Annotated in this window: 19 protein-coding genes; 4 read left to right on the top strand and 15 right to left on the bottom strand. The window is 63.2% G+C overall.

What is annotated here, in order from left to right; translation table 11 throughout:
• Positions 1-428: 428 nt before the first annotated feature.
• The 6 genes from NOV72_RS07370 to NOV72_RS07395 form a co-directional block, all read right to left on the bottom strand.
• Complete coding sequence (locus NOV72_RS07370; protein WP_181290901.1) at positions 429-1,400, bottom strand: branched-chain amino acid ABC transporter permease; 972 nt, start codon at positions 1,398-1,400, stop codon at positions 429-431.
• Positions 1,400-2,284, bottom strand: a complete 885-nt coding sequence (locus NOV72_RS07375) for a branched-chain amino acid ABC transporter permease (RefSeq protein WP_106853934.1) — start codon at positions 2,282-2,284, stop codon at positions 1,400-1,402. The genes NOV72_RS07370 and NOV72_RS07375 overlap by 1 nt, the downstream gene beginning before the upstream one ends.
• 93 nt (positions 2,285-2,377) lie before the next feature.
• Positions 2,378-3,598 (bottom strand): ABC transporter substrate-binding protein, encoded by a 1,221-nt coding sequence (locus tag NOV72_RS07380; protein ID WP_106853935.1) that lies wholly within the window; start codon positions 3,596-3,598, stop codon positions 2,378-2,380.
• A 75-nt stretch (positions 3,599-3,673) separates the two neighbouring features.
• Positions 3,674-4,435, bottom strand: coding sequence for an ABC transporter ATP-binding protein (locus NOV72_RS07385; RefSeq protein ID WP_106853936.1), 762 nt, complete (start codon positions 4,433-4,435; stop codon positions 3,674-3,676).
• Positions 4,432-5,211 carry an ABC transporter ATP-binding protein gene (locus NOV72_RS07390; protein WP_106854056.1) on the bottom strand — a complete coding sequence of 260 codons (780 nt, stop codon included), beginning with the start codon at positions 5,209-5,211 and terminating at the stop codon, positions 4,432-4,434. The genes NOV72_RS07385 and NOV72_RS07390 overlap by 4 nt, the downstream gene beginning before the upstream one ends.
• 371 nt (positions 5,212-5,582) lie before the next feature.
• Positions 5,583-7,259: a GMC family oxidoreductase gene (locus tag NOV72_RS07395; RefSeq protein WP_106853937.1), complete on the bottom strand. Its 1,677-nt coding sequence runs from the start codon at positions 7,257-7,259 to the stop codon at positions 5,583-5,585.
• A gap of 163 nt (positions 7,260-7,422) precedes the next feature.
• Between NOV72_RS07395 and NOV72_RS07400 the strand changes: the two genes are divergently transcribed.
• The gene (locus NOV72_RS07400) at positions 7,423-8,325 is read left to right on the top strand and encodes a LysR family transcriptional regulator (protein WP_106853938.1); all 903 of its coding nucleotides are present in this window, start codon (positions 7,423-7,425) and stop codon (positions 8,323-8,325) included.
• A 116-nt stretch (positions 8,326-8,441) separates the two neighbouring features.
• The gene (locus tag NOV72_RS07405) at positions 8,442-8,972 is read left to right on the top strand and encodes a class IV adenylate cyclase (protein WP_106853939.1); all 531 of its coding nucleotides are present in this window, start codon (positions 8,442-8,444) and stop codon (positions 8,970-8,972) included.
• Here the strand turns inward: NOV72_RS07405 and NOV72_RS07410 are convergent.
• Entirely contained in the window at positions 8,930-9,433 is a 504-nt protein-coding gene (locus NOV72_RS07410; protein ID WP_106853940.1) for an Lrp/AsnC family transcriptional regulator, read from the bottom strand. The genes NOV72_RS07405 and NOV72_RS07410 overlap by 43 nt on opposite strands.
• Positions 9,434-9,682: 249 nt before the next feature.
• Positions 9,683-9,913: a DUF3717 domain-containing protein gene (locus NOV72_RS07420; protein ID WP_106854057.1), complete on the bottom strand. Its 231-nt coding sequence runs from the start codon at positions 9,911-9,913 to the stop codon at positions 9,683-9,685.
• A gap of 176 nt (positions 9,914-10,089) precedes the next feature.
• On the opposite strand from NOV72_RS07420, the gene NOV72_RS07425 reads away from it, so the two are divergent.
• Both NOV72_RS07425 and NOV72_RS07430 read left to right on the top strand, forming a co-directional pair.
• Positions 10,090-10,776, top strand: coding sequence for a response regulator transcription factor (locus NOV72_RS07425; protein WP_035499390.1), 687 nt, complete (start codon positions 10,090-10,092; stop codon positions 10,774-10,776).
• Between the two features lie 80 nt (positions 10,777-10,856).
• Positions 10,857-12,311, top strand: coding sequence for a sensor histidine kinase (locus tag NOV72_RS07430; RefSeq protein ID WP_106854058.1), 1,455 nt, complete (start codon positions 10,857-10,859; stop codon positions 12,309-12,311).
• A gap of 54 nt (positions 12,312-12,365) precedes the next feature.
• Here NOV72_RS07430 and NOV72_RS07435 read toward each other — a convergent pair whose 3' ends face one another.
• From NOV72_RS07435 to mnmC1, 7 genes are all read right to left on the bottom strand, one after another.
• Entirely contained in the window at positions 12,366-12,830 is a 465-nt protein-coding gene (locus NOV72_RS07435; RefSeq protein ID WP_106853942.1) for an SET domain-containing protein, read from the bottom strand.
• Between the two features lie 181 nt (positions 12,831-13,011).
• Complete coding sequence (locus tag NOV72_RS07440) at positions 13,012-14,124, bottom strand: NADH:flavin oxidoreductase/NADH oxidase (protein ID WP_106853943.1); 1,113 nt, start codon at positions 14,122-14,124, stop codon at positions 13,012-13,014.
• A gap of 110 nt (positions 14,125-14,234) precedes the next feature.
• Complete coding sequence (locus tag NOV72_RS07445; RefSeq protein ID WP_106854059.1) at positions 14,235-14,960, bottom strand: glutamine amidotransferase; 726 nt, start codon at positions 14,958-14,960, stop codon at positions 14,235-14,237.
• A gap of 154 nt (positions 14,961-15,114) precedes the next feature.
• A complete protein-coding gene (locus tag NOV72_RS07450; protein ID WP_106853944.1) occupies positions 15,115-15,759 on the bottom strand; it encodes a MarR family winged helix-turn-helix transcriptional regulator in 645 nt (214 codons plus the stop codon).
• Positions 15,760-16,486: 727 nt separating this feature from the next.
• Complete coding sequence (locus NOV72_RS07455) at positions 16,487-17,599, bottom strand: YbdK family carboxylate-amine ligase (RefSeq protein ID WP_062259697.1); 1,113 nt, start codon at positions 17,597-17,599, stop codon at positions 16,487-16,489.
• A gap of 42 nt (positions 17,600-17,641) precedes the next feature.
• Positions 17,642-18,844, bottom strand: coding sequence for a cation:proton antiporter (locus NOV72_RS07460; RefSeq protein WP_106853945.1), 1,203 nt, complete (start codon positions 18,842-18,844; stop codon positions 17,642-17,644).
• Positions 18,845-19,665: 821 nt separating this feature from the next.
• Positions 19,666-21,468: an FAD-dependent 5-carboxymethylaminomethyl-2-thiouridine(34) oxidoreductase MnmC1 gene (gene mnmC1 / locus NOV72_RS07470; RefSeq protein WP_106853947.1), complete on the bottom strand. Its 1,803-nt coding sequence runs from the start codon at positions 21,466-21,468 to the stop codon at positions 19,666-19,668.
• Positions 21,469-21,483: the final 15 nt, after the last annotated feature.

The raw sequence follows: 21,483 nt of genomic DNA on the forward strand, positions 1-21,483 counted from the left end.
AATATGCACCCGATTCGCGCCCGCCTGGAATCGCCGACCAACGGGTCGGGAAATGCAGTTTAGCGGAGGCAACGGCCGTGCAGCAAGCGTTTTGAAGGGTTTTACGTGTGCTGAAAACCCTCGGGAAAACCCGCCTTAAATGCGCTGCGAAGTTTAATTCGTATTATCGGCGGGCAAATAAAAAAGCGCTGTTGGACTCATCCAACAGCGCTTTTCGGTCGGGCACTTTGTGCCTCATGTCTCCTCGTTCTCCACCTCAAAAATCTGGGTGCAACAGAACTAGGACGCATGTTAAAGAACGCAACACTGCACGACAACCTAGCATTTACCCTAGTGGTGCACAAAAGCACCTTAACGGGGCGTATTTCTTGCAATACGGCGCGCTTCTTCGAAATAGCAAATTCGTTCGTATCGCGAATCAAATCGCGTCAGCCTTGCAGCGGCCGAACCCGCGCGATGATCTCCCCGACAATTCCGCGACGGAACGCCAGCACGCACGCGATGAAGATGACACCTGTCACGATCGTCACCGATTCGCCGAGCGAATTGAACCACGCGACGCCCGTGACCCGCGCGATACCGGTGCCGATATCGCCGAGCCGGTCTTCCAGCGCGACGATGATCGCCGCGCCGAGCAACGGTCCGAACATCGTGCTCATGCCGCCGACGAGCGTCATCAGAATGACGAGGCCGGACATCGTCCAGTAGGCGTCGCCGAGCGTTTCGAAGCCGAGCACGAGCGTCTTCATCGCGCCCGCGAAACCCGCGAGACCCGCCGACAGCACGAACGCCAGCAGCTTGTAGCGCGACGTGTCGTAGCCGAGCGAAATCGCGCGCGGCTCGTTCTCCTTGATCGCGATCAGCACTTGTCCGAACGGCGAATGCACGATGCGCACGATCAGCGCGAACGCGAGCAGCATCACGACGAGCACGACGTAATAGAGCGTGATGTCGCTGCCGAGATCGATCATGTTGAAGAGCTTGCCGCGCGGCACGCCTTGCAGACCGTCCTCGCCGTGCGTGAACGGCGCCTGCAGGAACACGAAGTACACCATCTGCGCGAGCGCGAGCGTGACCATCGCGAAGTAGATGCCCTGGCGTCTGATCGCGAGCAGGCCGGCGACGAGCCCCAGCAGCGTCGCCGCCGCCGTGCCCGCGATCACGCCGAGCTCCGGCGTGACGTTCAGCGTCTGGATCGCATAGCCGGCGACGTAACCGGCGGTCGCGAGGAACATCGCGTGTCCGAACGACAGCAGCCCCGTATAACCGATCAGCAGATTGAACGCCGCCGCGAACAGCGCGAAGCACAGCACCTTCATCATGAACAGCGGATACACGCCGACGAACGGCGCCACGATCAGGCCGATCAGCAACAGGCCGTAGAGCGCTTTTCTCTGCATCATTTTTCCTTGCCGAAGAGTCCTGCCGGGCGAATCATCAACACGATCGCCATGATGACGAAGACGACCGTCGCGGACGCTTCCGGATAGAACACGCGCGTGAAGCCCTCGATCACGCCGAGCAGCAGGCCGGTCAGGATCGAGCCCATGATCGAGCCCATTCCGCCGATCACGACGACCGCGAACACGGTGATGATCATCGACTGGCCCATCAGCGGCGACACCTGGATCACCGGAGCCGCCAGCACGCCCGCGAACGCCGCGAGCGCGACGCCGAAGCCGTAGGTGAGCGTGATCATCATCGGCACGTTGACGCCGAATGCCTCGACGAGCTTCGGATTCTCCGTGCCCGCGCGCAGATATGCGCCGATGCGCGTCTTTTCGATCACGAACCACGTCGCAAAGCACACGACGAGCGACGCGACGACCACCCACGCGCGATAGTTCGGCAGGAACATGAAGCCGAGATTGGTCGCGCCCGACAGCAGCGACGGCACGTCGTACGGCTGCCCCGACGAACCGTAGGCGGAGCGGAACACGCCTTCGATCACGAGCGTGAGGCCGAACGTGAGCAGCAGCCCGTAGAGATGATCGAGCTTGTAGAGCCAGCGCAGCATCGATCGCTCGATGACCACGCCGAACAGGCCGACCACGATCGGCGCGAGCAGCAACATCGCCCAGTACGGGATGTTGAGATAGGAATAGCCCATCCACGCGAGCATCGCGCCCAGCATGAAGAGCGCGCCGTGCGCGAAATTGATGACGTTGAGCAAGCCGAAGATCACCGCGAGCCCGAGGCTCAGGATCGCGTAAAACGAGCCGTTCACCAGCCCGAGCAGCAACTGGCTCATCATTGCGGAGAGCGGGATGCCGAAGATTTCCATTGAACCTGCCGTCAGAAACGTGTTGACGCGGTGGCGACGGCGAAGCGGCCCTTCCGGCCGCCCGCCGCGCGACGCTTGCGCACTACCGAACGCTTACTTCCAGAGCTTGCAGCGCGATTCGGCCTTGGTGCCGAACGCCTGATCGCCCGGAATCGTCGCGGTGATCTTGTAGTAGTCCCACGGCTCCTTCGATTCCGACGGCTTCTTCACTTCCATCAGATACATGTCGTGAATCATGGATCCGTCTTCGCGGATGTAGCCCTTCGCGTAGAAGTCGTCGATCTTCGCCTTCTTGAGCTGCGCCATGACCTTGTCGCTGTCGGTCGTGCCCGCGGCCTTCACCGCGTTCAGGTACGTCGTGACGGCCGAGTAATCCGCCGCCTGCAGGCTGCCCGGCATCTTCTTCATCTTGTCGAAGTAGCGCTTGGCCCAGGCGCGCGTCTTGTCGTCCTTGTTCCAGTACCAACTGTCCGTCGCGACCAGGCCTTGCGTGGTTTCGAGGCCGAGGCTGTGGATATCGGCGATGAAGACCAGCAGCGCGGCGATCTTCATCGACTTGGTGATGCCGAATTCCTTCGCGGCCTTGATCGAGTTGATCGTGTCGCCGCCCGCGTTCGCCAGGCCGAGCACCTGCGCCTTCGAGCCTTGCGCCTGCAACAGGAACGAGGAGAAGTCCGACGCCGACAGCGGATGACGCACTTCGCCGAGCACCTGGCCGCCGTTCGCCTTCACGACGTCAGCCGTGTTCTTTTCCAGCGCCTTGCCGAACGCATAGTCGGCCGTCAGGAAGTACCACGTCTTGCCGCCCTGCTTGGTCACCGCGGAACCGGTGCCCTTCGCGAGCGCCATCGTGTCGTACGCGTAGTGAACGGTGTAGGGCGAGCACTGCTCGTTGGTCAGATTGTCCGCGCCCGCGCCGATGTTGATGTACGGCGTCTTCTTCTCCGCCGCGACCTGCGCGCTCGACAGCGCCGTCGCGGAATTCGTGCCGCCGATGATCACGTTCACGCCATCGCGGTCGATCCATTCGCGCGCACGCGACGCCGCGATATCCGCCTTGTTCTGGTGATCCGCATACACGAGTTCGATCGGCTTGCCGTTCACCTTGCCGCCGAAATCCGCGATCGCCATGCGAATGGCTTCGAGTCCGCCTTGTCCGTCGATGTCCGCGTAGAGGCCCGACATGTCCGTGACGAAGCCGATCTTCACGGTGTTGCCGTCGGCGGCATTGGCGCTCGTGCTCATCACCGCCACACTCGCCGCCGCAGCCGCAAAGCACAGAGTAGAGAGGCGCGCGAGGGTCTTCTTTTTCATTCCAGTCTCCATGAGTTTTGATTTGATGCGGTCTTACTGGTGTTGCCCTTTCCGATGTGCCGCGCACGGGATCGATTACACCCCGAGCAGTTCGTGCAGCACCGGCATCTTCGCTTCGAGTTCCCCCGCGCCGAAATGCTCGACGATGTTCCCGTGCTCCATCACGTAAAAGCGATCCGCGAGCGGCGCCGCGAAACGAAAATTCTGTTCGACCATGACGATCGTGTAGCCGCGCGATTTCAGCATGAGGATCATGCGCGCGAGTGTCTGCACGATGACCGGCGCGAGCCCTTCCGAGATCTCATCGAGCAGAAGCAGATTCGCGCCCGTGCGCAAGATGCGCGCTACCGCCAGCATCTGCTGCTCGCCGCCCGAAAGACGCGTGCCCTGGCTCGCGCGGCGTTCCTTCAGGTTCGGGAACATCGCGTAGAGCTCGTCGAGCGGCATCGCGTCTTTTGCGTCGCCGATCATCGGCGGCAAAAGAAGGTTTTCCTCGCACGACAGGCTCGAAAAAATGCCGCGCTCCTCCGGACAATAGCCGACCCCGTAATGCGCGATCTTGTGCGTGGCGAGGCCGATGGCTTCGTGTCCGCCCACGCGGATCGAACCCGTCCTTCGCCCGGTCAGACCCATGATGGCGCGCAGCGTGGTCGTGCGGCCCGCGCCGTTGCGGCCGAGCAGCGTGACCACTTCGCCGCGATTCACCTTGAGATCCACGCCGTGCAGGATGTGCGATTCCCCGTACCACGCCTGCAGACCCGATATTTCCAGCGCGGGCACATTGCCCGCGGCGCCGTTCGCCTCCCGCGAGCGGCGCTCCTCCACGATCGTACTCATGCATGCGCTCCGGTGAGCGCCGCATCGGCGCTGCCCATGTAGGCTTCCATCACGAGCGGATTCCTCGACACTTCCGCGTAGCTGCCTTCGGCGAGCACTTCGCCGCGCTGAAGCACGGTGATGGTGTCGGAGATGCCCGCGATCACGTTCATGTTGTGCTCGACCATCAGGATCGTGCGTCCCGCCGACACTTTCTTGATCAGCGCCGTCACGCGATCGACGTCCTCGTGGCCCATGCCTTGCGTCGGCTCGTCGAGCAGCATGAGTTCGGGTTCCATCGACAACGTGGTCGCGATCTCCAGCGCGCGCTTGCGGCCATACGAGAGTTCGACGGTTTTCGTATCGGCGAAATCGGTGAGGCCGACTTGCGTGAGCAGATCCATTGCGCGGTCGTTGAGCGCGTCGAGCGAACGCTCGCTGCGCCAGAAATGAAACGACGTGCCCAGTTGCCGCTGCAAGCCGATGCGCACGTTCTGCAGCACGGTCAAGTGCGGAAACACCGCGGAAATCTGGAACGAGCGAATGATCCCGCGCCGCGCGATGTGCGCCGGACGCTCGCGCGTGATGTCCGTGCCATTGAAAACGATCTGTCCCGCGGTGGGTTCGAGAAACTTGGTGAGAAGATTGAAGCAGGTCGTCTTGCCTGCGCCGTTCGGTCCGATCAGCGCATGGATCGAACCGCGGCGAACGCGCAGGTTCACGCCATTCACGGCCGTGAAGCCTTTGAATTCCTTCGTGAGCCCTCGCGTTTCAAGAATGGTGTCGCCGAGAATCATGTCCCCTTCCATGCGAAGTGAAGCGCTGAGCAAATCCGTATTCGCCTGCGCCTTATTTTTTCTTCCGCGCGCACCCGAACGTTGTCTCCATTCCGGTACCGCTTCGCTTCATGCATCGCTGCTGCGCCCGCACAAAGTGTGCACGAGGTATGCCGAGCATCACTAATTCCGGGGCCATTGTCGCGCCAATGATGCAGCGCAATCATTGGGATTTGCACTTACTAACGAAAAGCTTGGAGTCTCATGCATGCACGCAATGAGGGCATGGAGAGTGCTTATCGCATCCGCATATAAGCATTCGTTCGCGCAGCGTCATGTGCGCGCCATTCACGTGCCATCCCGGCATGTGAACTGCCCGTTTCACCGATATGTCACGCAAGCGCCGTGGCGATCACTTCTTCCGCTTCGATGCCGCGTCTGTCTTCGCGGATCATGTCGCTCGCACGCTCGGCGATCATCAACGTCGGCGAATTCGTGTTGCCCGATGTGATCGTCGGCATCACCGAGGCATCGACCACGCGCAGGCCGCGCACGCCGATCACGCGCAAACGGCTGTCGACGACCGCCGCCGGATCGTTGTCCGTTCCCATGCGGCACGTGCCGACCGGATGGAAGATCGTCGTGCCGATCTTGCCCGCCGCTTCGACGAGTTCTTCCTGCGTCTGGAACTGGATGCCCGGCAGAATTTCCTCCGGCCTGTATGGCGCGAGCGCCCGCGCGCCGACGATGCGGCGCGTGAGGCGCAGCGAATTCGCGGCGACTTCGCGATCGCGGTCGGTCGAAAGATAGTTCGGCGCGATCAGCGGCGCCGCGTGCGCATCCGGTGATTCGATATGCACGCTGCCGCGCGACGTCGGCCGCAAGTTGCACACGGACGCGGTGAACGCATTGAACGCATGCAGCGGCTCGCCGAATCGTTCGAGCGACAACGGCTGAACGTGATATTCGACATCGGCGCGCCTGATCGAAGCATCGTCGGGATTGGACTTGGCGAACGCGCCGAGTTGCGACGGCGCCATCGACATCGGACCGCTTCTCATCAACGCGTATTGCATGCCGATGAACAGCTTGCCCCACCAATGCGCCGACAACGTGTTGAGCGTGCGCACGCCGTTGACCTTGTACGCCATGCGCAATTGCAAGTGGTCCTGCAGATTTTCGCCGACGCCGCGCAGGCTCTTGACGACATCGATTCCAAGACGTTGCAGACGCGCGCCATTGCCGATGCCGGACAGTTCGAGAATCTGCGGCGAGTTCACGGCGCCCGCGCTGAGGATGACTTCGAAACGCGCACGCGCGACGTAATCGACATCGCCGCCGCGATATTCCACGCCGACGCAGCGCGGGCCTTCGAACACGAGGCGCTGCGTGTGCGCGCCGGTGATCGTCGTGAGATTCGGGCGCTTCATTGCTTCGCGCAGGAAGGCTTTCGCCGCGTTCCAGCGAATGCCGCCGCGCTGATTGACTTCGAAGTAGCCGACGCCGGTGTTGTCGCCGCGATTGAAGTCGTCCGTCGCGGGAATGCCGCTTTGCTGCGCGGCTTGCGCGAACGTCTCGAGAATCTTCCACTTCAGGCGCTGTTTTTCGACGCGCCATTCGCCGCCCGCGCCATGCCATGAATTGCCACCGCCGTGATGATCCTCGCTGCGCATGAAGACGGGCAGCACCGAGTCCCACGACCAGTTCGGATCGCCGCTGATGTGCGCCCAGTCGTCGTAATCCTCGCGCTGGCCGCGCATGTAGATCATGCCGTTGATCGACGAGCATCCACCGAGCACGCGTCCTCTTGGATACGCCAGCGCGCGGCCGTTGAGACCCGCTTCCGCCTGCGTCTTATAGAGCCAGTCCGTGCGCGGATTGCCGATGCAGTACAGATAGCCGACCGGAATGTGAATCCAGTGATAGTCGTCCTTGCCGCCCGCTTCGAGCAGCAGCACGTTCACGTTCGGATCTTCGGTGAGGCGATTCGCCAGCACGCAGCCGGCCGTGCCCGCACCGACGATGATGTAGTCGAATTCGCCTTCCAGCTTGCGGGCGGTTTGCTTCATTTGAGGTTGTCTCCTTTTCGATGCCGTTTTTTTGTTTTTGCGGCTTGTCGTCTCGCCTCCTCGTCGCGGGCGTTCGGTTTATTGGTCGAGAGTACTTCCGCTTTCGCTTGGGAATCCAATGAGATATGTTCAACTGGGATATAAGAAGCTTTAATATCAGCCGATGGACTACATCCTTTTGCGCGCCTTTCTCACCGTCGCCCGTGAAGGCAATCTCACGCGCGCGGCGGCTCGACTGCATCTCACGCAACCGGCCGTCAGCCTGCAGATCAAGAATCTGCAGGAGATGCTCGGCGTCGTGCTGTTCTCGCGGACGTCGCACGGACTGCTTTTGACGCGCGACGGCGAAGCGCTCCTGCCGCACGCCGAACGCGCGCTCGCCGCCGCCGCCGATGTACAGCGCGCCGCTGCCGCGCTGCGTCACGAAGTGAGCGGCACGCTTCGCATCGGCACGATTCTCGATCCCGAATTTCTGCGGCTCGGCGGTTTCCTGCGGCAACTCGTGGAGACGCATCCGCGCATCGAGACGTCGTTGCGGCACGGCATGTCCGGCTGGGTGCTGGAGCGCGTGAGGGCGCGCGATCTCGACGTCGGCTATTACATCGGCGATCCGGCCATCGACGGCACGCGCGACGGCGAGCGCTTTCACGTCGTCAGGCTCACGCCGTTTCTCTATCGCGTGCTCGCGCCGGCGGGCTGGCACAACCGCGTGAACAAGGGCAAGCGCAACTGGGCGGCGCTCGCCAAACTGCCGTGGATCTGGACGCCGCCCGAGTCCGCGCACAACCGGCTCCTGTCGCGCATCTTCCGCGAGGCGGGCGCGATGCCGATGATCGTCGCTGAAGTAGATCAGGAGCCGTCGATGCTCGATCTCGTGAAATCGGGCGTCGGTCTCTCGCTCGTGCGGGATTCGATCGCGCTCGCGCAGGCGCATGCGCACGCGCTGACGATCGTCGAAGGCGTCACCGTGCCGACGCAGTTATCGTTCGTCACGCTCGCGGAGCGCCGCGAGGAACCGGCGATCGCGGCGGCGCTGCGGCTGATCGACGCGCAATGGGCCGTCTGAAAAGACATTTCGGTGCAAATCCCGAGTCGGCGGGCAAGGTCATTCAAGCGACCTTCATCGATTTTTTGCTAGGCTGATCCCTTGCTCATTCATCCAACCGTGTTCGAGGAGTCTCAATGGCACGCAACATCGAAATCAAGGCGCGCGCGCATCAGTTCGACCAATTGCGCGAGCGGGCGGCCGCGCTCGCCACCGACACGCCGCTGGTTTTCCGCCAGCAAGACTTCTTCTACGACGTCCCGACCGGACGCCTCAAGCTGCGCCAGTTCGACGACGGCACGCCGTCCGAGCTGATCTTCTATCAGCGCGACGACCGCGACGGCCCGAAAGTCTCGTACTACTCGCGCAGTCCGGTGACGAATCCGGAAGCGATGCACGCGCTGCTCGCCCAGGCGCTGACGACGCGCGGCATCGTCTCGAAGGAGCGGCATGTGTATCTCGTCGGGCGCACGCGCATCCATCTGGACCGCGTGGACGGATTGGGTGATTTCATCGAGCTGGAAGTGTTGCTTGGCGAGGACGACGACGAAGCCGGCGGCGAAGAAGAAGCGCACGCCATGTTCGCGCGCCTGGGTGTCGCACAGACGGATCTCGTGCCGCTGGCTTACGTGGATCTGCTCAGCCCCGACTCGTCGTCGGCGAGGTGAGAGAGCGGCAGCGGGCCGTTGCGCTTGAATGTCGTGAGCACGATGTTCGAGCGCACGCTGTCGACGCCCGGCACGCGCATCAGCTTCTTCATCACGAAACCTGACAACGCGTTCAGATCCGGCGCGACGATGCGCAGCAGATAATCGGCGTCGCCCACGGTGGCGTGGCATTCGAGCACTTCGGGCAGCATCTCGATCTGCTGCTGAAACTGCTCGATGATCGAATCGCCGTGATGCTTCAGCTTCAGGCTCGTGAACGCCGTCACGCCCAGGCCGAGCTTCTCCGGCCGCAACACCACGCGATACCCTTCGATCACGCCCGTCGATTCCAGCCGCTGCAGACGCCGCCCGATCTGCGACGGCGAAAGCGGCACCTGCTCACCCAATTGTTGATGCGTGGCGCGTCCGAATCGTTGAAGTACGTCGAGCAGGGCGAGATCGAAATGGTCGAGTTCGAGCATGAGGCGGATATGCGCGTGAGCGGTGACGAATGCGACTTTATCGCATTGATGCGCCGCCGATCACAGACCCTTCGCGCGAAAGGGCCGTTTCGCGCGCATGTTAACGAATTGCTTACGGCGGCAAACAAGGTAACGTGCGTGTTACCAACCATGACACCGAGAAAGGCGAAAATCGCGCGCAATTGCGGGAAAACGGGATAAATGAAAGCGATCGAACAGTAAAAAGAAAGCTCGAACGACAGCTAGCTTTCAGTCTCGGATACCATTCCTGAAACGGTCGTAAGCTTCCCACGCGGCGCGCGCTTCGTTGTCCAGTTGCTCGGGTGGCACGCCGGACTGACGCTGTACAATCAGCAGCGCATAGGGCCTGGACAGCGCGCTCGCCTCTTTGCAGAGGCTGAGTTCGTCGCCGCTAGACGGGGAGCGGCCGCGCCAGTAGTTGATCGCGGCTTCGAGTTCGTTGATCGAGATGACAGCCATGTCCGGGCAGAAATACATCTGTTGTACGGCCACGCGCGGCTTCCGGGAAACGGCCGCGCGCCGCATGAAATATGAGATTCAACCCGGCTCGAGCCCGCGCCGCTCCGTCGTGCATGTGAGCATGCCACCGACCGCCCCGCCCGCTTGAACTCAACCCATTGTACTTGAGCCACTCCATGCGAATCCTTCTGATCGAAGACGACCGCCCCATCGCGCGCGGCATTCAAAGCAGCCTCGAACAATCCGGCTTCACGGTCGACATGGTGCACGACGGCATCTTCGCCGAGCAGGCGCTCGCGCAGAACCGCCATGAACTCGTCATTCTCGATCTGGGCTTGCCCGGCATCGACGGCATGACGCTGCTCTCGCGTTTTCGCCAGAGCAACCGCCACACGCCGGTGATCATCCTCACCGCGCGAGACGAGTTGCACGACCGCGTGCAAGGCCTGAACAGCGGCGCCGACGACTACATGCTGAAGCCCTTCGAACCGCAGGAACTCGAAGCGCGCATCCGCGCGGTGATGCGTCGCAGCGGCCCGCACGGCGACGTGCCGCGCCCCGAAGTCACGCTGGGCGGCCTGCGTCTGTCGGGCGTCGATCGCCGCATCTTCAACGACGAACGTCCGCTCGAGCTCTCGCCGCGTGAATTCGCCGTGCTCGAAATGCTGTTGCTGCGCCACGGCCGCGTGGTGAGCAAGGCGCAGTTGCAGGATCACCTGACGCACTTCGGCGGCGATCTCGGCGACACGGCCATCGAAGTTTATGTGCATCGCGTGCGCAAAAAACTCGAAAACACGCGCGTCGAGATCGTGACGGTGCGGGGCTTCGGCTATCTGCTTCAGGAGATCCGGCAAGCGGCGTAACGCTTCTGCCGTAGAACGCCTTGCGATTTCCCACTCGCCGCGCGGGCGATCAGCGTTTCGCCCGCGAAGACTGGCTCGATCTGGCGCGATCGAAAGCCACCAGGACGCCGGCGCCTCCGAGTCTGCGGCGCACGCTGCTGCGCCGCCTCGCCGCGCCGCTGTCCCTGCTCGCGCTGATGAGCGGCCTCATGGCGTACTGGCTCGCGTGGCAGTACACGCAGCACGTCGTCGACCGCTCGCTCGCGGATCTCGCGACCGCCATCTCCAAGCAGATCCAGCTCGCGGGCGTCGATGCGCCCGTCACCGTCCCGCCGCTCGCGCAGGCGATGTTCTCCGATCCCGTCGAGCAGCTCATCTACCGCATCAGCACGGGCGACGAGGAAATCGCCGGCGAACCCGATCTGCCGCTCACCGGCACCAACGTTCGGCGCATTCACTACGCGTATGTCTTCGAGACGCACTTTCAGGGCGTTTCCGTGCGCGCGGCGCAGGTGCGCGTGCCGCAGCCGACCGGCAATCCGATCGTCGTCGAAGTGGCGCAGCGCGTCGGATCGCGGTATCGGATCGCGGTCGAGTTTCTGATCGCGATCATGATGCCGCTCGCGCTGCTGCTGCTCGCTGGCTGGGTGATCGTGTGGCGCGTCGTGAATCAGCAACTCAACCCGCTCACCGATCTCGCCGACGCGCTTAATCAGCAGACGCACATCTCGCTCGAACCCGTCGACGAGACTTACGTGCCCGGCGAAATCCGTCCGCTCACGAGCGCGATGAACGCCTTGCTCGTGCGCCTGCAAGCCGCGCTCGACGCGCAGCGCAAGTTCATCGCCGACGCCGCGCACCAGCTTCGCACGCCGCTCACCGCGGTCAAGCTGCACGCGGAGCAGGCGCTCAGTTCGCGCGATCCGGGCAAGGCCATCGAGGCGGTGAAGGAGTTGCGCGCATCGGCGGATCGGGCGGTGCGGCTGTCGAATCAACTGCTTTCGCTCGCGCGCGCCGAGCCGGGCGAACAGGCGGCACGTTTCGCCGATTTCGATCTCGCCGCGCTCGCGTTCGAAACCGGCGCGGAATGGGTGCCGCGCGCGCTTGCCGCCCAGGTCGATCTCGGCTTCCAGCGTCTCGACGATCCCGAGAACGAGCATCCGCTGATCGTGCGCGGCAACGTCGTGCTCGCGCGCGAAGTGCTTGCGAATCTGATCGACAACGCGCTCAAGTACATTCCGCCGTTCCGCGTCGAAGGCGCGCGCATCACGATGACCGTCACCGAATGGATCGACGCGAACGGCCGCCGCTTCGGCGAAGTCGTCGTTGAAGACAACGGTCCCGGCGTGCCGCCGGATCAGCAGCCGGATCTCTTCAAGCGCTTTTTCCGCGGCGACGGGCAAAACGTGGAAGGCGGCGCGGGTCTCGGCCTCGCGATCGTTCACGACATCATGGCGCTGCACGGCGGCACCGTGCATTACGAGGACGCGCCCGAAGGCGGCGCGCGCTTCATCGTGCGCATGCCGCTCAAGGCGGAAAAACCGGCCGCGGAATGAAAAAGAGCCACGTTCCGACGTGGCTCTTTCGGCTCGAAGCGGCATGCGCGCGGCTTACTTTTTCTTCTTCTCCTTCTTCACCGCGAGCATCGTGCCGCGGCATTTCTTCGCGCCGCAGCGGCACTCGTATTCCTGCTTGAGCTTCTTCGTGATGCGGCCTTCGATGACGAGACCGTAGTCGTAATTCAGCTCTTCATCCGGCTCGATGTCGCGCAGCGCGTGAATGAACACGCGCCCTTCAACCTCTTCGGCCTCGCAATTCGGCGCGCACGAATGATTGATGTACTTCGCGCTGTTCCCTTCGATCTTGCCGTCGATCACGCAACCGTCGTCCAGTGCGAAGTAGAACGTGTGATTCGGCTCTTCCGGGTTGTGCGGATGGCGGCGCAGCGCTTCCTTCCATGAAATGCGCTCGCCTTTGTACTCCATCACCTGCTCGCCCGCGGCAATCCGCTTCACGGCAAACACGCCCTTGCCATGCACGCCGGAGCGGCGAACGGTGACCCTGCGTGAACTCATCGAACGAATCCTTAAATGACGCTTCGCTCCCGCGCGATCGGGATGAAAAATCGGGATGAAAAAAAACGCGGTGGCCTCTCAGGCGCCGCGTTCGCTCGGTTGAACGCTCGCGCTCAACAGACCGGTATCCTACACTCCCGGCGCGCGAATGCTCAACCGTTTGGATGACGTTCGAAGCTTTTCAACGTTGCCCGATGGTGATCTCGCCGAAGAGATTTTTCTGGTCGCGCGGCTGCGAGCGCCAGTACTGCGGCGGCGCCGTGACGGTCGCGCCGAGCTCGGCGGCGGCGTGCCACGGCCAGCGCGGATCGTACAGCATCGCGCGCGCCATCGCGACGTAATCCGCCTTGCCGCTCGCGACGATCTCCTCCGCTTCCTTCGCCTCGGTGATCAGCCCGACGGCGACGGTATTCACGCCCGTCGCTTCCTTCACGGCCTGCGCGAACGGCACCTGATAGCCCGACGACAACGGAATCTTCTGCAACGGCGAGACGCCGCCCGACGATACGTCCATCCAGTCGACGCCGCGCTTCTTAAGTTCCGACGCGAACGCGATCGTATCTTCGATGCTCCATCCGCCTTCGACCCAGTCGGTCGCGGAGACGCGCACGCCGACCGGCTTGTCGGCGGGAAACGCGGCGCGCACGGCATCGAAAATTTCGAGCGGATAGCGCATGCGATTCTCCAGCGAGCCGCCGTATTCGTCGGTGCGTTGATTCGCGAGCGGCGACAGAAACTGATGCAGCAGATAGCCGTGCGCGCAATGCACCTCGATTCCGTCGATGCCGAGCCGAGCCGCACGCTTCGCCGTCGCGACGAAGGCTTCCTTCACGCGAATGAGGCCGGCGGCATCGAGCGCGAGCGGCGGCGTTTCTTCCGGCTTATGCGGAATGGCCGACGGCGCGAAGGTCATCCAGCCGCCATCGGCGACGGAAATCAACTGTCCGCCTTCCCACGGCGTGCGGCTCGACGCCTTGCGGCCCGCGTGCGACAACTGCATCGTCACCGCGATTTTCGAATACTGGCGGATCGCGGCGAGCACGGGACGCAGCGCGGCTTCGGTGGCATCGTCCCAAAGACCGAGATCGCCCGGCGTGATACGGCCGTCCGGCTCGACGGCGGTCGCTTCGATGAACAACATGCCCGCGCCCGACAACGCGAGCTGGCCGAGATGGATCATGTGCCATGCCGTCGCCTCGCCGCGCTCGGCGGAGTACTGGCACATCGGCGACACGAAAATGCGGTTTGGAAGCTGGAGGTTGCGGAGGGTCGTGGGAGTGAACAGCGCGCTCATGGCGGTGGCTCGTCGCTAGAAAAGGAGCGATCGAGAATATCACCGCGATTTCTTTCGTGCAGGACGTGCGCCACGCCGAAACCGGCGCGATGGTTCATACCATCACACGTTCAGCGCGGATCCACGGCGGCGAAGCGGTCGAGCCATTCGCCGAACATCGCGCGGGCGGCGCGTTCGAGCTTCGCGCCGTGACGCGCAGTGTCTTCGCGCAGCGCGGTGACTGTCGTGCCGCTACTCGCGATATCGCCCGGATAGGTGACGAGCCAGCTCTCGAAGCGCTCCACGAGCACTTCCGGATGGCACTGCAACGCGAGCACGTGCTCGCCCCAGGAAAACGCCTGATGCGCGCAGAGATCGGTGGATGCGAGCAGCGTCGCGCCGGCGGGGAGATCGAAGGTATCGCCGTGCCAGTGAAAGACCGGCACGGGCGCGCCGTCGGCTTCGAGATGCCGCAGCGCGGACGCGCGTCCGGCGTCGGTCAGCGCGAGCGGCGACCAGCCCAGTTCGAGCGTGCCCGACGAATACACGCGCGCACCGAGCGCCCGCGCGATCAACTGCGAACCGAGACAGATGCCGATTGTCGGCAAGCCCGCCGCGATGCGCTTTTCGAGCATTGCGAGCAGCGGCGCGAGATGCGGATATTGCGCGTCTTCATAGGCGCCGATCGGCCCGCCGAGCACGACGAGCAGCGAAGGATCGAGCGGATTGGGCGCATCGATACGGCCGCGCCCGACGTCCAGATAACGCACGAGATGGCCGCGATCGCCGAGCACGTGTTCGAGACTGCCCAGATCTTCGAAATAGACGTGGCGAATCGCCAGGACTTCATGTTTCATCGGCGGCATTCCGTAGGTCGACTGCGCATGGCTCGGGACGAAATTGTGACGAGCCGCGCCTCGCGGCGAGGCGCGACGGGCACAGTCTAACCGACTCGCCGCGGCCTCACAGCGCCGGATGACGCCAAATGACTTTCTACCCGCGAAGCCCGAATCAGGCGACCTGGGCGAAGACCTTCCAGGTCTTCTTCTGCGTGGCGACGTCGGCTTCTTCGTATACCGAACAGTCGAGACGCAGGTCCGTATCCGCCATGTCGATCTGCAGAAGCGCGCAGTGATGCGGCGTCTTCTTGGGATTCTTGCTCGCTTCGAAGTGCGAACAGGACAGACACATGCGGTGCGCCGGAATCTGCTGCTGCGATTCGAGCTGACGGATGGTCTTCAGCAGCGTGCGATAGAACGCCACCTGCTCGTCCTCGCGCAGCGTGCCGACCGCTTTCGAAAGGAAGTCCGGCCATTGCAGCGCCTTCTTCGCAGCCGTGCGGCCACGCGCGGTCAGACGCACCGCGAGCGCGCGGCCGTCGTCGATCGCGCGCCGCTTCTCGACGAGACCCTTGCCCTCGAGCGTGCTCACCGCATCGCTCGTCGTGGCGGCGGTCAGCGCCGTTTCACGTGCGATCTCGCCGAGGCGCATCGGCCCCTTGCGCTGCATCAGCAGAACGAGAATTTCACCCTGGGTTGGCGTGAGCCCCGCGCCTTCCGCCCATTCCCATGCCTGGCTGCGCATCGCCGTGCTCAGCCTCAGCAGGCCGTGGGTCACCCGCCCCGTCGCCTGCTCTCCGTAAACGCCTTCACTCATAGTCTTTCGCTTGTTGTTCCGCTTATGTGTTCTAACGGCACGTTCGCGCAACCTCCGCGAACACCTTGTCCGAAAAGCCGTCCGCAGCAAATACTTCGACCCCTTGCGAACTGCACTCCGGTCTCGGTCCCCGCCGTCTCAAAATTCAGGCGTACCAAACCAACCTGTGGTGCCTGAATGGGGACTTTGCAACCCTCTTTCGTTATGCGCCGTCTTTTGATCCTGCCCGTGGCGCTGTTTTCCCGCCGACTATAACGCCATGTCGGCGAAGTCGCCATTCTAAGCGACATAGAACAAACGTACACCTTAATTATCCACGCAGAACTGTGGATAACCCGTGGAAAAGCGTGTTCTTTGTATGTGGGCGTATTCTTGATAACACTAAGTGCCCGCCCGACACCCTTCCGTTGTCCAGAATTCTTGTCGCTACGCAAACGCGGACTACATCGTTATCATCGCTCTAGCGCGTTGACTCTGCAGTTTTTTTTGACGTTTTCCACAGGCGTCGCGCAAAACTTGTTAACGACTATTACCAATGGATACGGATTTCTCGAAGCAAGCCTTGGAGTAACCGAATCGGTTCCTCTTCAAACGTTGTCGCGAGCGCTTTATTCCGTTGCTTGTCATGCACACGTTTCATGCGGACCAAACATAAAGGCCGCTTCGTCGTGCTTTCGAAGCGGCCTTTCGTCATGATTCGCTGATTCTCGTTCGCGTAAGCGCGGTGTTATCGGCGCCATTGCAGACATTGCTGCCTGACCGCCTCGTGCAGCGATTTTTCCTTGTCCACCACGCCGCGCAGCCAGGTCGCGTCGTTCACGCCGCGCGCGATTTCCGCCACTTCGGCCAGCGCGGCTTGCGAGCCGAGCGCTTCGGCGTGCGGCGCGAGCACGTCGAGCGTCGCGAGGATGTCTTCGCCGATGGTGTGCCGCTCGCCCGTCTGCGGATGGATGCACGTGCCTTCCAGTCCGAAGCGGCACGCCTCGAAGCGGTTGAACGTGTAGACGAGGTAATCGTCCTCGCGCGGCGTGAGCGGCTTGTCGAGCAGCAGATAACGCGACAGCGTCTGAATGTAGCAGGCGATCGCCGCGGCCTTGTCGACGGAAAGCGGCGTGTCCATCACGCGCACTTCGATCGTTCCGAAGCCGGGCTTCGGCCGGATATCCCAGTAGAAGTCCTTCATGCTGTTGACGACGCCCGTATTGACCATCTTCGAGAAGTACTCCTCGAAACCGTCCCACGTCAGCACGAAGGGCGCGCGCCCCGACAGCGGAAAAGCGAATACCGAATTCAGGCGCGCCGAGTGGAAGCCCGTATCGACGCCCTGAATGTACGGCGACGACGCCGAAAGCGCGATGAAATGCGGGATATACCGCGACATCGAATGCAGCAGGAAGAGCGCGCTGTTCGGATCGGGACAACCGATATGCACGTGCTGGCCGAACACCGTGAACTGCTTGGCGAGGTATCCGTACAGTTCGGAAATGTACTGGAAACGCGGCGCGTCGTAGATCTGACGATCGCTCCATTGCTGGAACGCGTGGGTGCCGCCTCCCGCGAGCCCGACGTTGAGCTGATCCGCCGCCGCGACGAGCGTGTCGCGGATCTTGCGAAGGTCCGTCACAGCCTGCTCGTGCGTCGTGCAGATGCCGGTCGAAAGCTCGATCATGCTTTCGGTGATTTCCGGCGTGATGTTGCCCGGAATCTTTTCGTCCTTGATGAGACGCATGAGGTCCGACGCGGCGCGGGTCAGATCGTAGTCGTGCGTGTTGACGACCTGGATCTCCAGCTCCACGCCGAACGTGAACGGTTCGGAGTTGATGAAAGGTTCGAGTGCCATGACGCCTCTTGAATAGTCAATGCTTGAGCAGGGCGGGCGCGATCACTCGCGCCGCTCGCCGACTGCCGAAAGGCTACGGTACACGACGAAAGGCGAGACGATCTGCAGCACGACGATCGAGCACATGATGATCGCGCGCAGCGTCGGATCGTAGTCCGGATAAAGCACGTACATGTCGTCGACGAGCAGGTACGCGAGCGCCGACATCGGCGTCAGCGCGACGCCGAGCGCCGCGCCCTGCTTCCAGTCGAGGCCGCTCGGCTTCGCGAAAATCAGCACGCCGACCAGTTTGCCGACGAAACGCGCAACGATCAGCCCGACCGCCGCGACGCCGCCGAGCGCGATGTCGCGCCAGTGGAACGACGTCAACGTCAGCGCAAACAGAATGACGGTCAGCAGCCAGCCGGCGGAGCCGAAGTGCGTCGGCCAGAGTTGCGGACGCTCGTCAGCGTTCTTCACGATGATGCCTGCGGCGAGCAGCGCGAGAATCGTCGACAGCTTGAAGATGTGCGCGACCGCGATCGCCAGCAGCACGAGCCCGAAGAGCGCGACGAACGAATGCTCGTCGTTCGCGGGCAGACGCCGCACCAGCATGTTGCAGGCGCGCGCGAGCAGGAACGCGAGCACGAGCGAGCCGATCAGCAGATAAAGCGGCTGCAGGATCGTCGCGAGCGCGTTGCCGTAGATTTCCTGATGCAGCACGCCGGCCGCGAGCTTCTCGACGATCACCGCATACATGCTGTTCAGCGCGGTCAGCGTCAGCAGACGTTGCGTGACCTGGCCTTCGGCGCGCAGTTCGGTCTTCAACTGGATGACCATCGCGGGCGAGGTCGCCATTGCGATCGCGGCGATCACGACCGAGGGCATCGTCGGCACGTTGAGCAGCGTCAGCGCGATCAGAACGAGGCCGAACGTGAGCGTCGATTCGGCGATGCTCGACAGAATCAGATACGGATTGCGACGGATCCAGCGCAGATCGAGCCGCCCGCCGAGTTCGAAGAGCAGCAGCCCGAGCGCGACATCGAGCAGCGGCCGCGACAGGCCGCCCGCGCTCGCGTCGATCACACCGAGGCCCGCGTTACCGGCGATCAGCCCGATCACCGCGAAACCGGTGATGCGCGGCAGGCGCCATGCGCGCCATAACAGCTCTCCGGCGAGTCCCGCCGTCACGAGCGCGAGACCGGCCCAGAAGATGGCGTCGGGTTCGAGCGGCCAGACGGGCAAAAATGAAAATGCCGAATTCATCGTATTGGCTTCTCCTTCGTAGCTGCAGCAGAGCGTGCACGTTCCGTTGCGTGGTTCGCATCGACGGCGCGCGCTCACGGGCGAGGCGCGTCCGCCCGGCTATGCGAGCGTTGGTTCATTCAGGCGAAACGAAATGCGAACGAACACGGCGTCACGGCCGGGCCGTGCACGAATTAGACGACGCGTTCGGCTGGCTGCGATGCGCCTTGCATGCTCTCAATGTCGCACCGGAAGTCTCGGATCCGTGTGACACGAGTAACACATGCGGCGCCTGCTCGAATGCCGGGCCGAACACAGCAAACGACGGCGCGGCTTCGTTGATCAGATTCTTGGCGCGCAACCATCGTTCCATTGAAGCGGTCGCCGTCCGAACGGCGCGACGCAGGAAGAAGCGCGATTGTGCCATACCTCGGTTCCCCTGACAGAAAGTCCAAGCTCATGATTCTTATGAAGTAAAAGCGACTGCTCTGCTCGGACCTGGCTGGAAAAGCTGACCGGTCGCCGTTCCCGAGACGTCCGGACTTTTGGTTTACGTCTGCCCGATGGCCTCGCCGTCAGGTGTTTACAGGTTTACTGTATATAAACGTAGTAGTAGTTAACAAGAGGCCGCCGTTTCTGTGGATAACTGCTGTTTTGTCTTTTCATTCAATCATTTGGATTAAGCAGAAGCGGGCGGTAAACATGTTGGCGCGACGCGGCCAACCCGGAACAACTTTCGAGTGAGTAAACGCGGCGTGGCAGTTGTCCCGTTTACGTGCACACGGCGTTCACACGACTTTCACCGGCAATTCGACGGCTTATCCACAGCATGCCGGGGACAACTACGCTGCGTCGATTTCTCCGTGCCGGAGCGCCTTGAGCAAGAATCGGGCGGGATCGATGGCGTCGGCGAGTTCGCGTTCGATGACCCACGGTTCACCTTCGATCTGCGATGCGATCAGTTCGGCCGCGAGCGTCGCCCAGACGAGTCCGCGCGAGCCGAACGCAAACGCGCCGTAGAGACCGGACATGCGCGGAAGATCGAGCGGCCACGCGCCCGCAAGCTGACGCGCATCGCGGCGCGCGGCGCTTTCGTCGGCGAACTGGCCGATCATCGGCATGCGATCGCTCGTCACGCAGCGGAACGCGACGCGGCCCGCACGAATGTGCATCGGCGAGTGCGCGAGTTCCGGCAGCATGCCCGCGACGCGCCCGATGTTCTCCCGATGCCCCGCTTCGCGGATGTCGCGGCCGGGATCGTCGATGTCATAGGTCGCGCCGATGAGCGCGCCGTCCGCGCCAAGCGGCACCGCGTAACCTTCGCCGACGACCGGCGCGCGCAAGGCATCCAGCGCGGACGATTCGAGCACGGTGAGCTGGCCGCGCACGCTGCGCGTCGGCGTGCCGTAGAGACCGGTGAGCCGCGCGGCGTCGTGCGCATTCGCGAGCACCATCACCGGCGCGCGCGCGATCTCGCCGCCGTTCGAATCGAACGCTGTCCAGATGCGGCCATCGTGCGCGATGCGTGTCACTTCGGTATTCATGCGCGGCGTGATCCGGGCCGCGCCGTCGGCGAGTTGCGCCGCGCAAACGGCTGCGGGCGAGATCGCACCGCCGCGCGGAAAGAACCATCCGCCGCGCGCGACATCGACGCCCGCCATGTGCGACGCATCGGCGCGCGTCATCGGCTGCACGTACTCGGATGGATACGCGAAACGCGCGATGGCCGCGGCGAGCGCATCGGCGTCTTCGGGCGTATCGGCGATCTGAAGCAGGCCCGCGTCGCTGCGCCGCAGGTCGTGATGCGCGTCTTCGAGCGCCTGCCATCGGCGCAATGCATAGAGAAAGCCCGCGCGCGTGAGGCGTGCGGCGACGCTGTCGTCGCGCCAGACGATCGGATGGAACACGCCCGCCGGATTGCCGGATGCATCGCGCGCGGGCAACGCGTGGCGATCGATCAGCGTGACGCGCCAGCCGCGATCGGCGAGCCGCGAACTCACCGCGCAGCCCGCGAGTCCCGCGCCGATGACGATGGCCTCACGCGTGCTCGTCGCGCACGGCAGCGGCGGTTCGTGGCGGCGCACGCGCCAGCGCGGCGCGAAGCGCGCGACGAGCCGCGTGTCCGTCGCCGCCGGCAGACACTCGAAGCCCGACGATTCCAGCGCGCGGCGCAACGGCATCGGAAGCGGACCGGAAGCGTTCGCGCAAACTGTCGCGCCGTCGCCGGCAAAACGCGCGAGCGATTTGCACAGCTTGCGCGGATCGTCGGTCGCGTGCAGTTGAAACGCATCGGCGCGCAGCCAGAGTTTCGACAGCAGTGCTTCGGCGTCGTCGCCGATGGCGAGCGTCAGCACCACGCGTCCTTCGTCGAACTCCAGCCGATGCACGCCCGGCACGCGCATCGGCCACGCGCGCGCGAGTTCGGCCGCGAGCGGCGATGCGTCATCGGTCGAAGGCGGATCGTTCAGCGCGTTCAGCGTTGCAACGGCCACGACATGCAGCCGGTCGCAACGTGCTTCGTCGTCGCGCCAGCGCTGCCAGAGCGGGAGAAAAGCGCTGAACGTCGTATCGACGAAAGTGAAGACGCGCGTGCGCCGCCAGCGCGCGGGGAGATCGTGCGGCGTGAAAAGCAGGGATTCGGTCATGCGACAAAGAGAGAC

It is taken from the genome of Caballeronia novacaledonica, from assembly GCF_900258035.1.
Taxonomy (GTDB): domain Bacteria; phylum Pseudomonadota; class Gammaproteobacteria; order Burkholderiales; family Burkholderiaceae; genus Caballeronia; species Caballeronia novacaledonica.

Coding starts and splice junctions, on each gene's coding strand:
- NOV72_RS07370 (WP_181290901.1), bottom strand. CDS start 1,400: ATGCAGAGAAAAGCGCTCTACGGCCTGTTGCTGATCGGCCTGATCGTG.
- NOV72_RS07375 (WP_106853934.1), bottom strand. CDS start 2,284: ATGGAAATCTTCGGCATCCCGCTCTCCGCAATGATGAGCCAGTTGCTG.
- NOV72_RS07380 (WP_106853935.1), bottom strand. CDS start 3,598: ATGAAAAAGAAGACCCTCGCGCGCCTCTCTACTCTGTGCTTTGCGGCT.
- NOV72_RS07385 (WP_106853936.1), bottom strand. CDS start 4,435: ATGAGTACGATCGTGGAGGAGCGCCGCTCGCGGGAGGCGAACGGCGCC.
- NOV72_RS07390 (WP_106854056.1), bottom strand. CDS start 5,211: ATGATTCTCGGCGACACCATTCTTGAAACGCGAGGGCTCACGAAGGAA.
- NOV72_RS07395 (WP_106853937.1), bottom strand. CDS start 7,259: ATGAAGCAAACCGCCCGCAAGCTGGAAGGCGAATTCGACTACATCATC.
- NOV72_RS07400 (WP_106853938.1), top strand. CDS start 7,423: ATGGACTACATCCTTTTGCGCGCCTTTCTCACCGTCGCCCGTGAAGGC.
- NOV72_RS07405 (WP_106853939.1), top strand. CDS start 8,442: ATGGCACGCAACATCGAAATCAAGGCGCGCGCGCATCAGTTCGACCAA.
- NOV72_RS07410 (WP_106853940.1), bottom strand. CDS start 9,433: ATGCTCGAACTCGACCATTTCGATCTCGCCCTGCTCGACGTACTTCAA.
- NOV72_RS07420 (WP_106854057.1), bottom strand. CDS start 9,913: ATGGCTGTCATCTCGATCAACGAACTCGAAGCCGCGATCAACTACTGG.
- NOV72_RS07425 (WP_035499390.1), top strand. CDS start 10,090: ATGCGAATCCTTCTGATCGAAGACGACCGCCCCATCGCGCGCGGCATT.
- NOV72_RS07435 (WP_106853942.1), bottom strand. CDS start 12,830: ATGAGTTCACGCAGGGTCACCGTTCGCCGCTCCGGCGTGCATGGCAAG.
- NOV72_RS07440 (WP_106853943.1), bottom strand. CDS start 14,124: ATGAGCGCGCTGTTCACTCCCACGACCCTCCGCAACCTCCAGCTTCCA.
- NOV72_RS07445 (WP_106854059.1), bottom strand. CDS start 14,960: ATGAAACATGAAGTCCTGGCGATTCGCCACGTCTATTTCGAAGATCTG.
- NOV72_RS07450 (WP_106853944.1), bottom strand. CDS start 15,759: ATGAGTGAAGGCGTTTACGGAGAGCAGGCGACGGGGCGGGTGACCCAC.
- NOV72_RS07455 (WP_062259697.1), bottom strand. CDS start 17,599: ATGGCACTCGAACCTTTCATCAACTCCGAACCGTTCACGTTCGGCGTG.
- NOV72_RS07460 (WP_106853945.1), bottom strand. CDS start 18,844: ATGAATTCGGCATTTTCATTTTTGCCCGTCTGGCCGCTCGAACCCGAC.
- mnmC1 (WP_106853947.1), bottom strand. CDS start 21,468: ATGACCGAATCCCTGCTTTTCACGCCGCACGATCTCCCCGCGCGCTGG.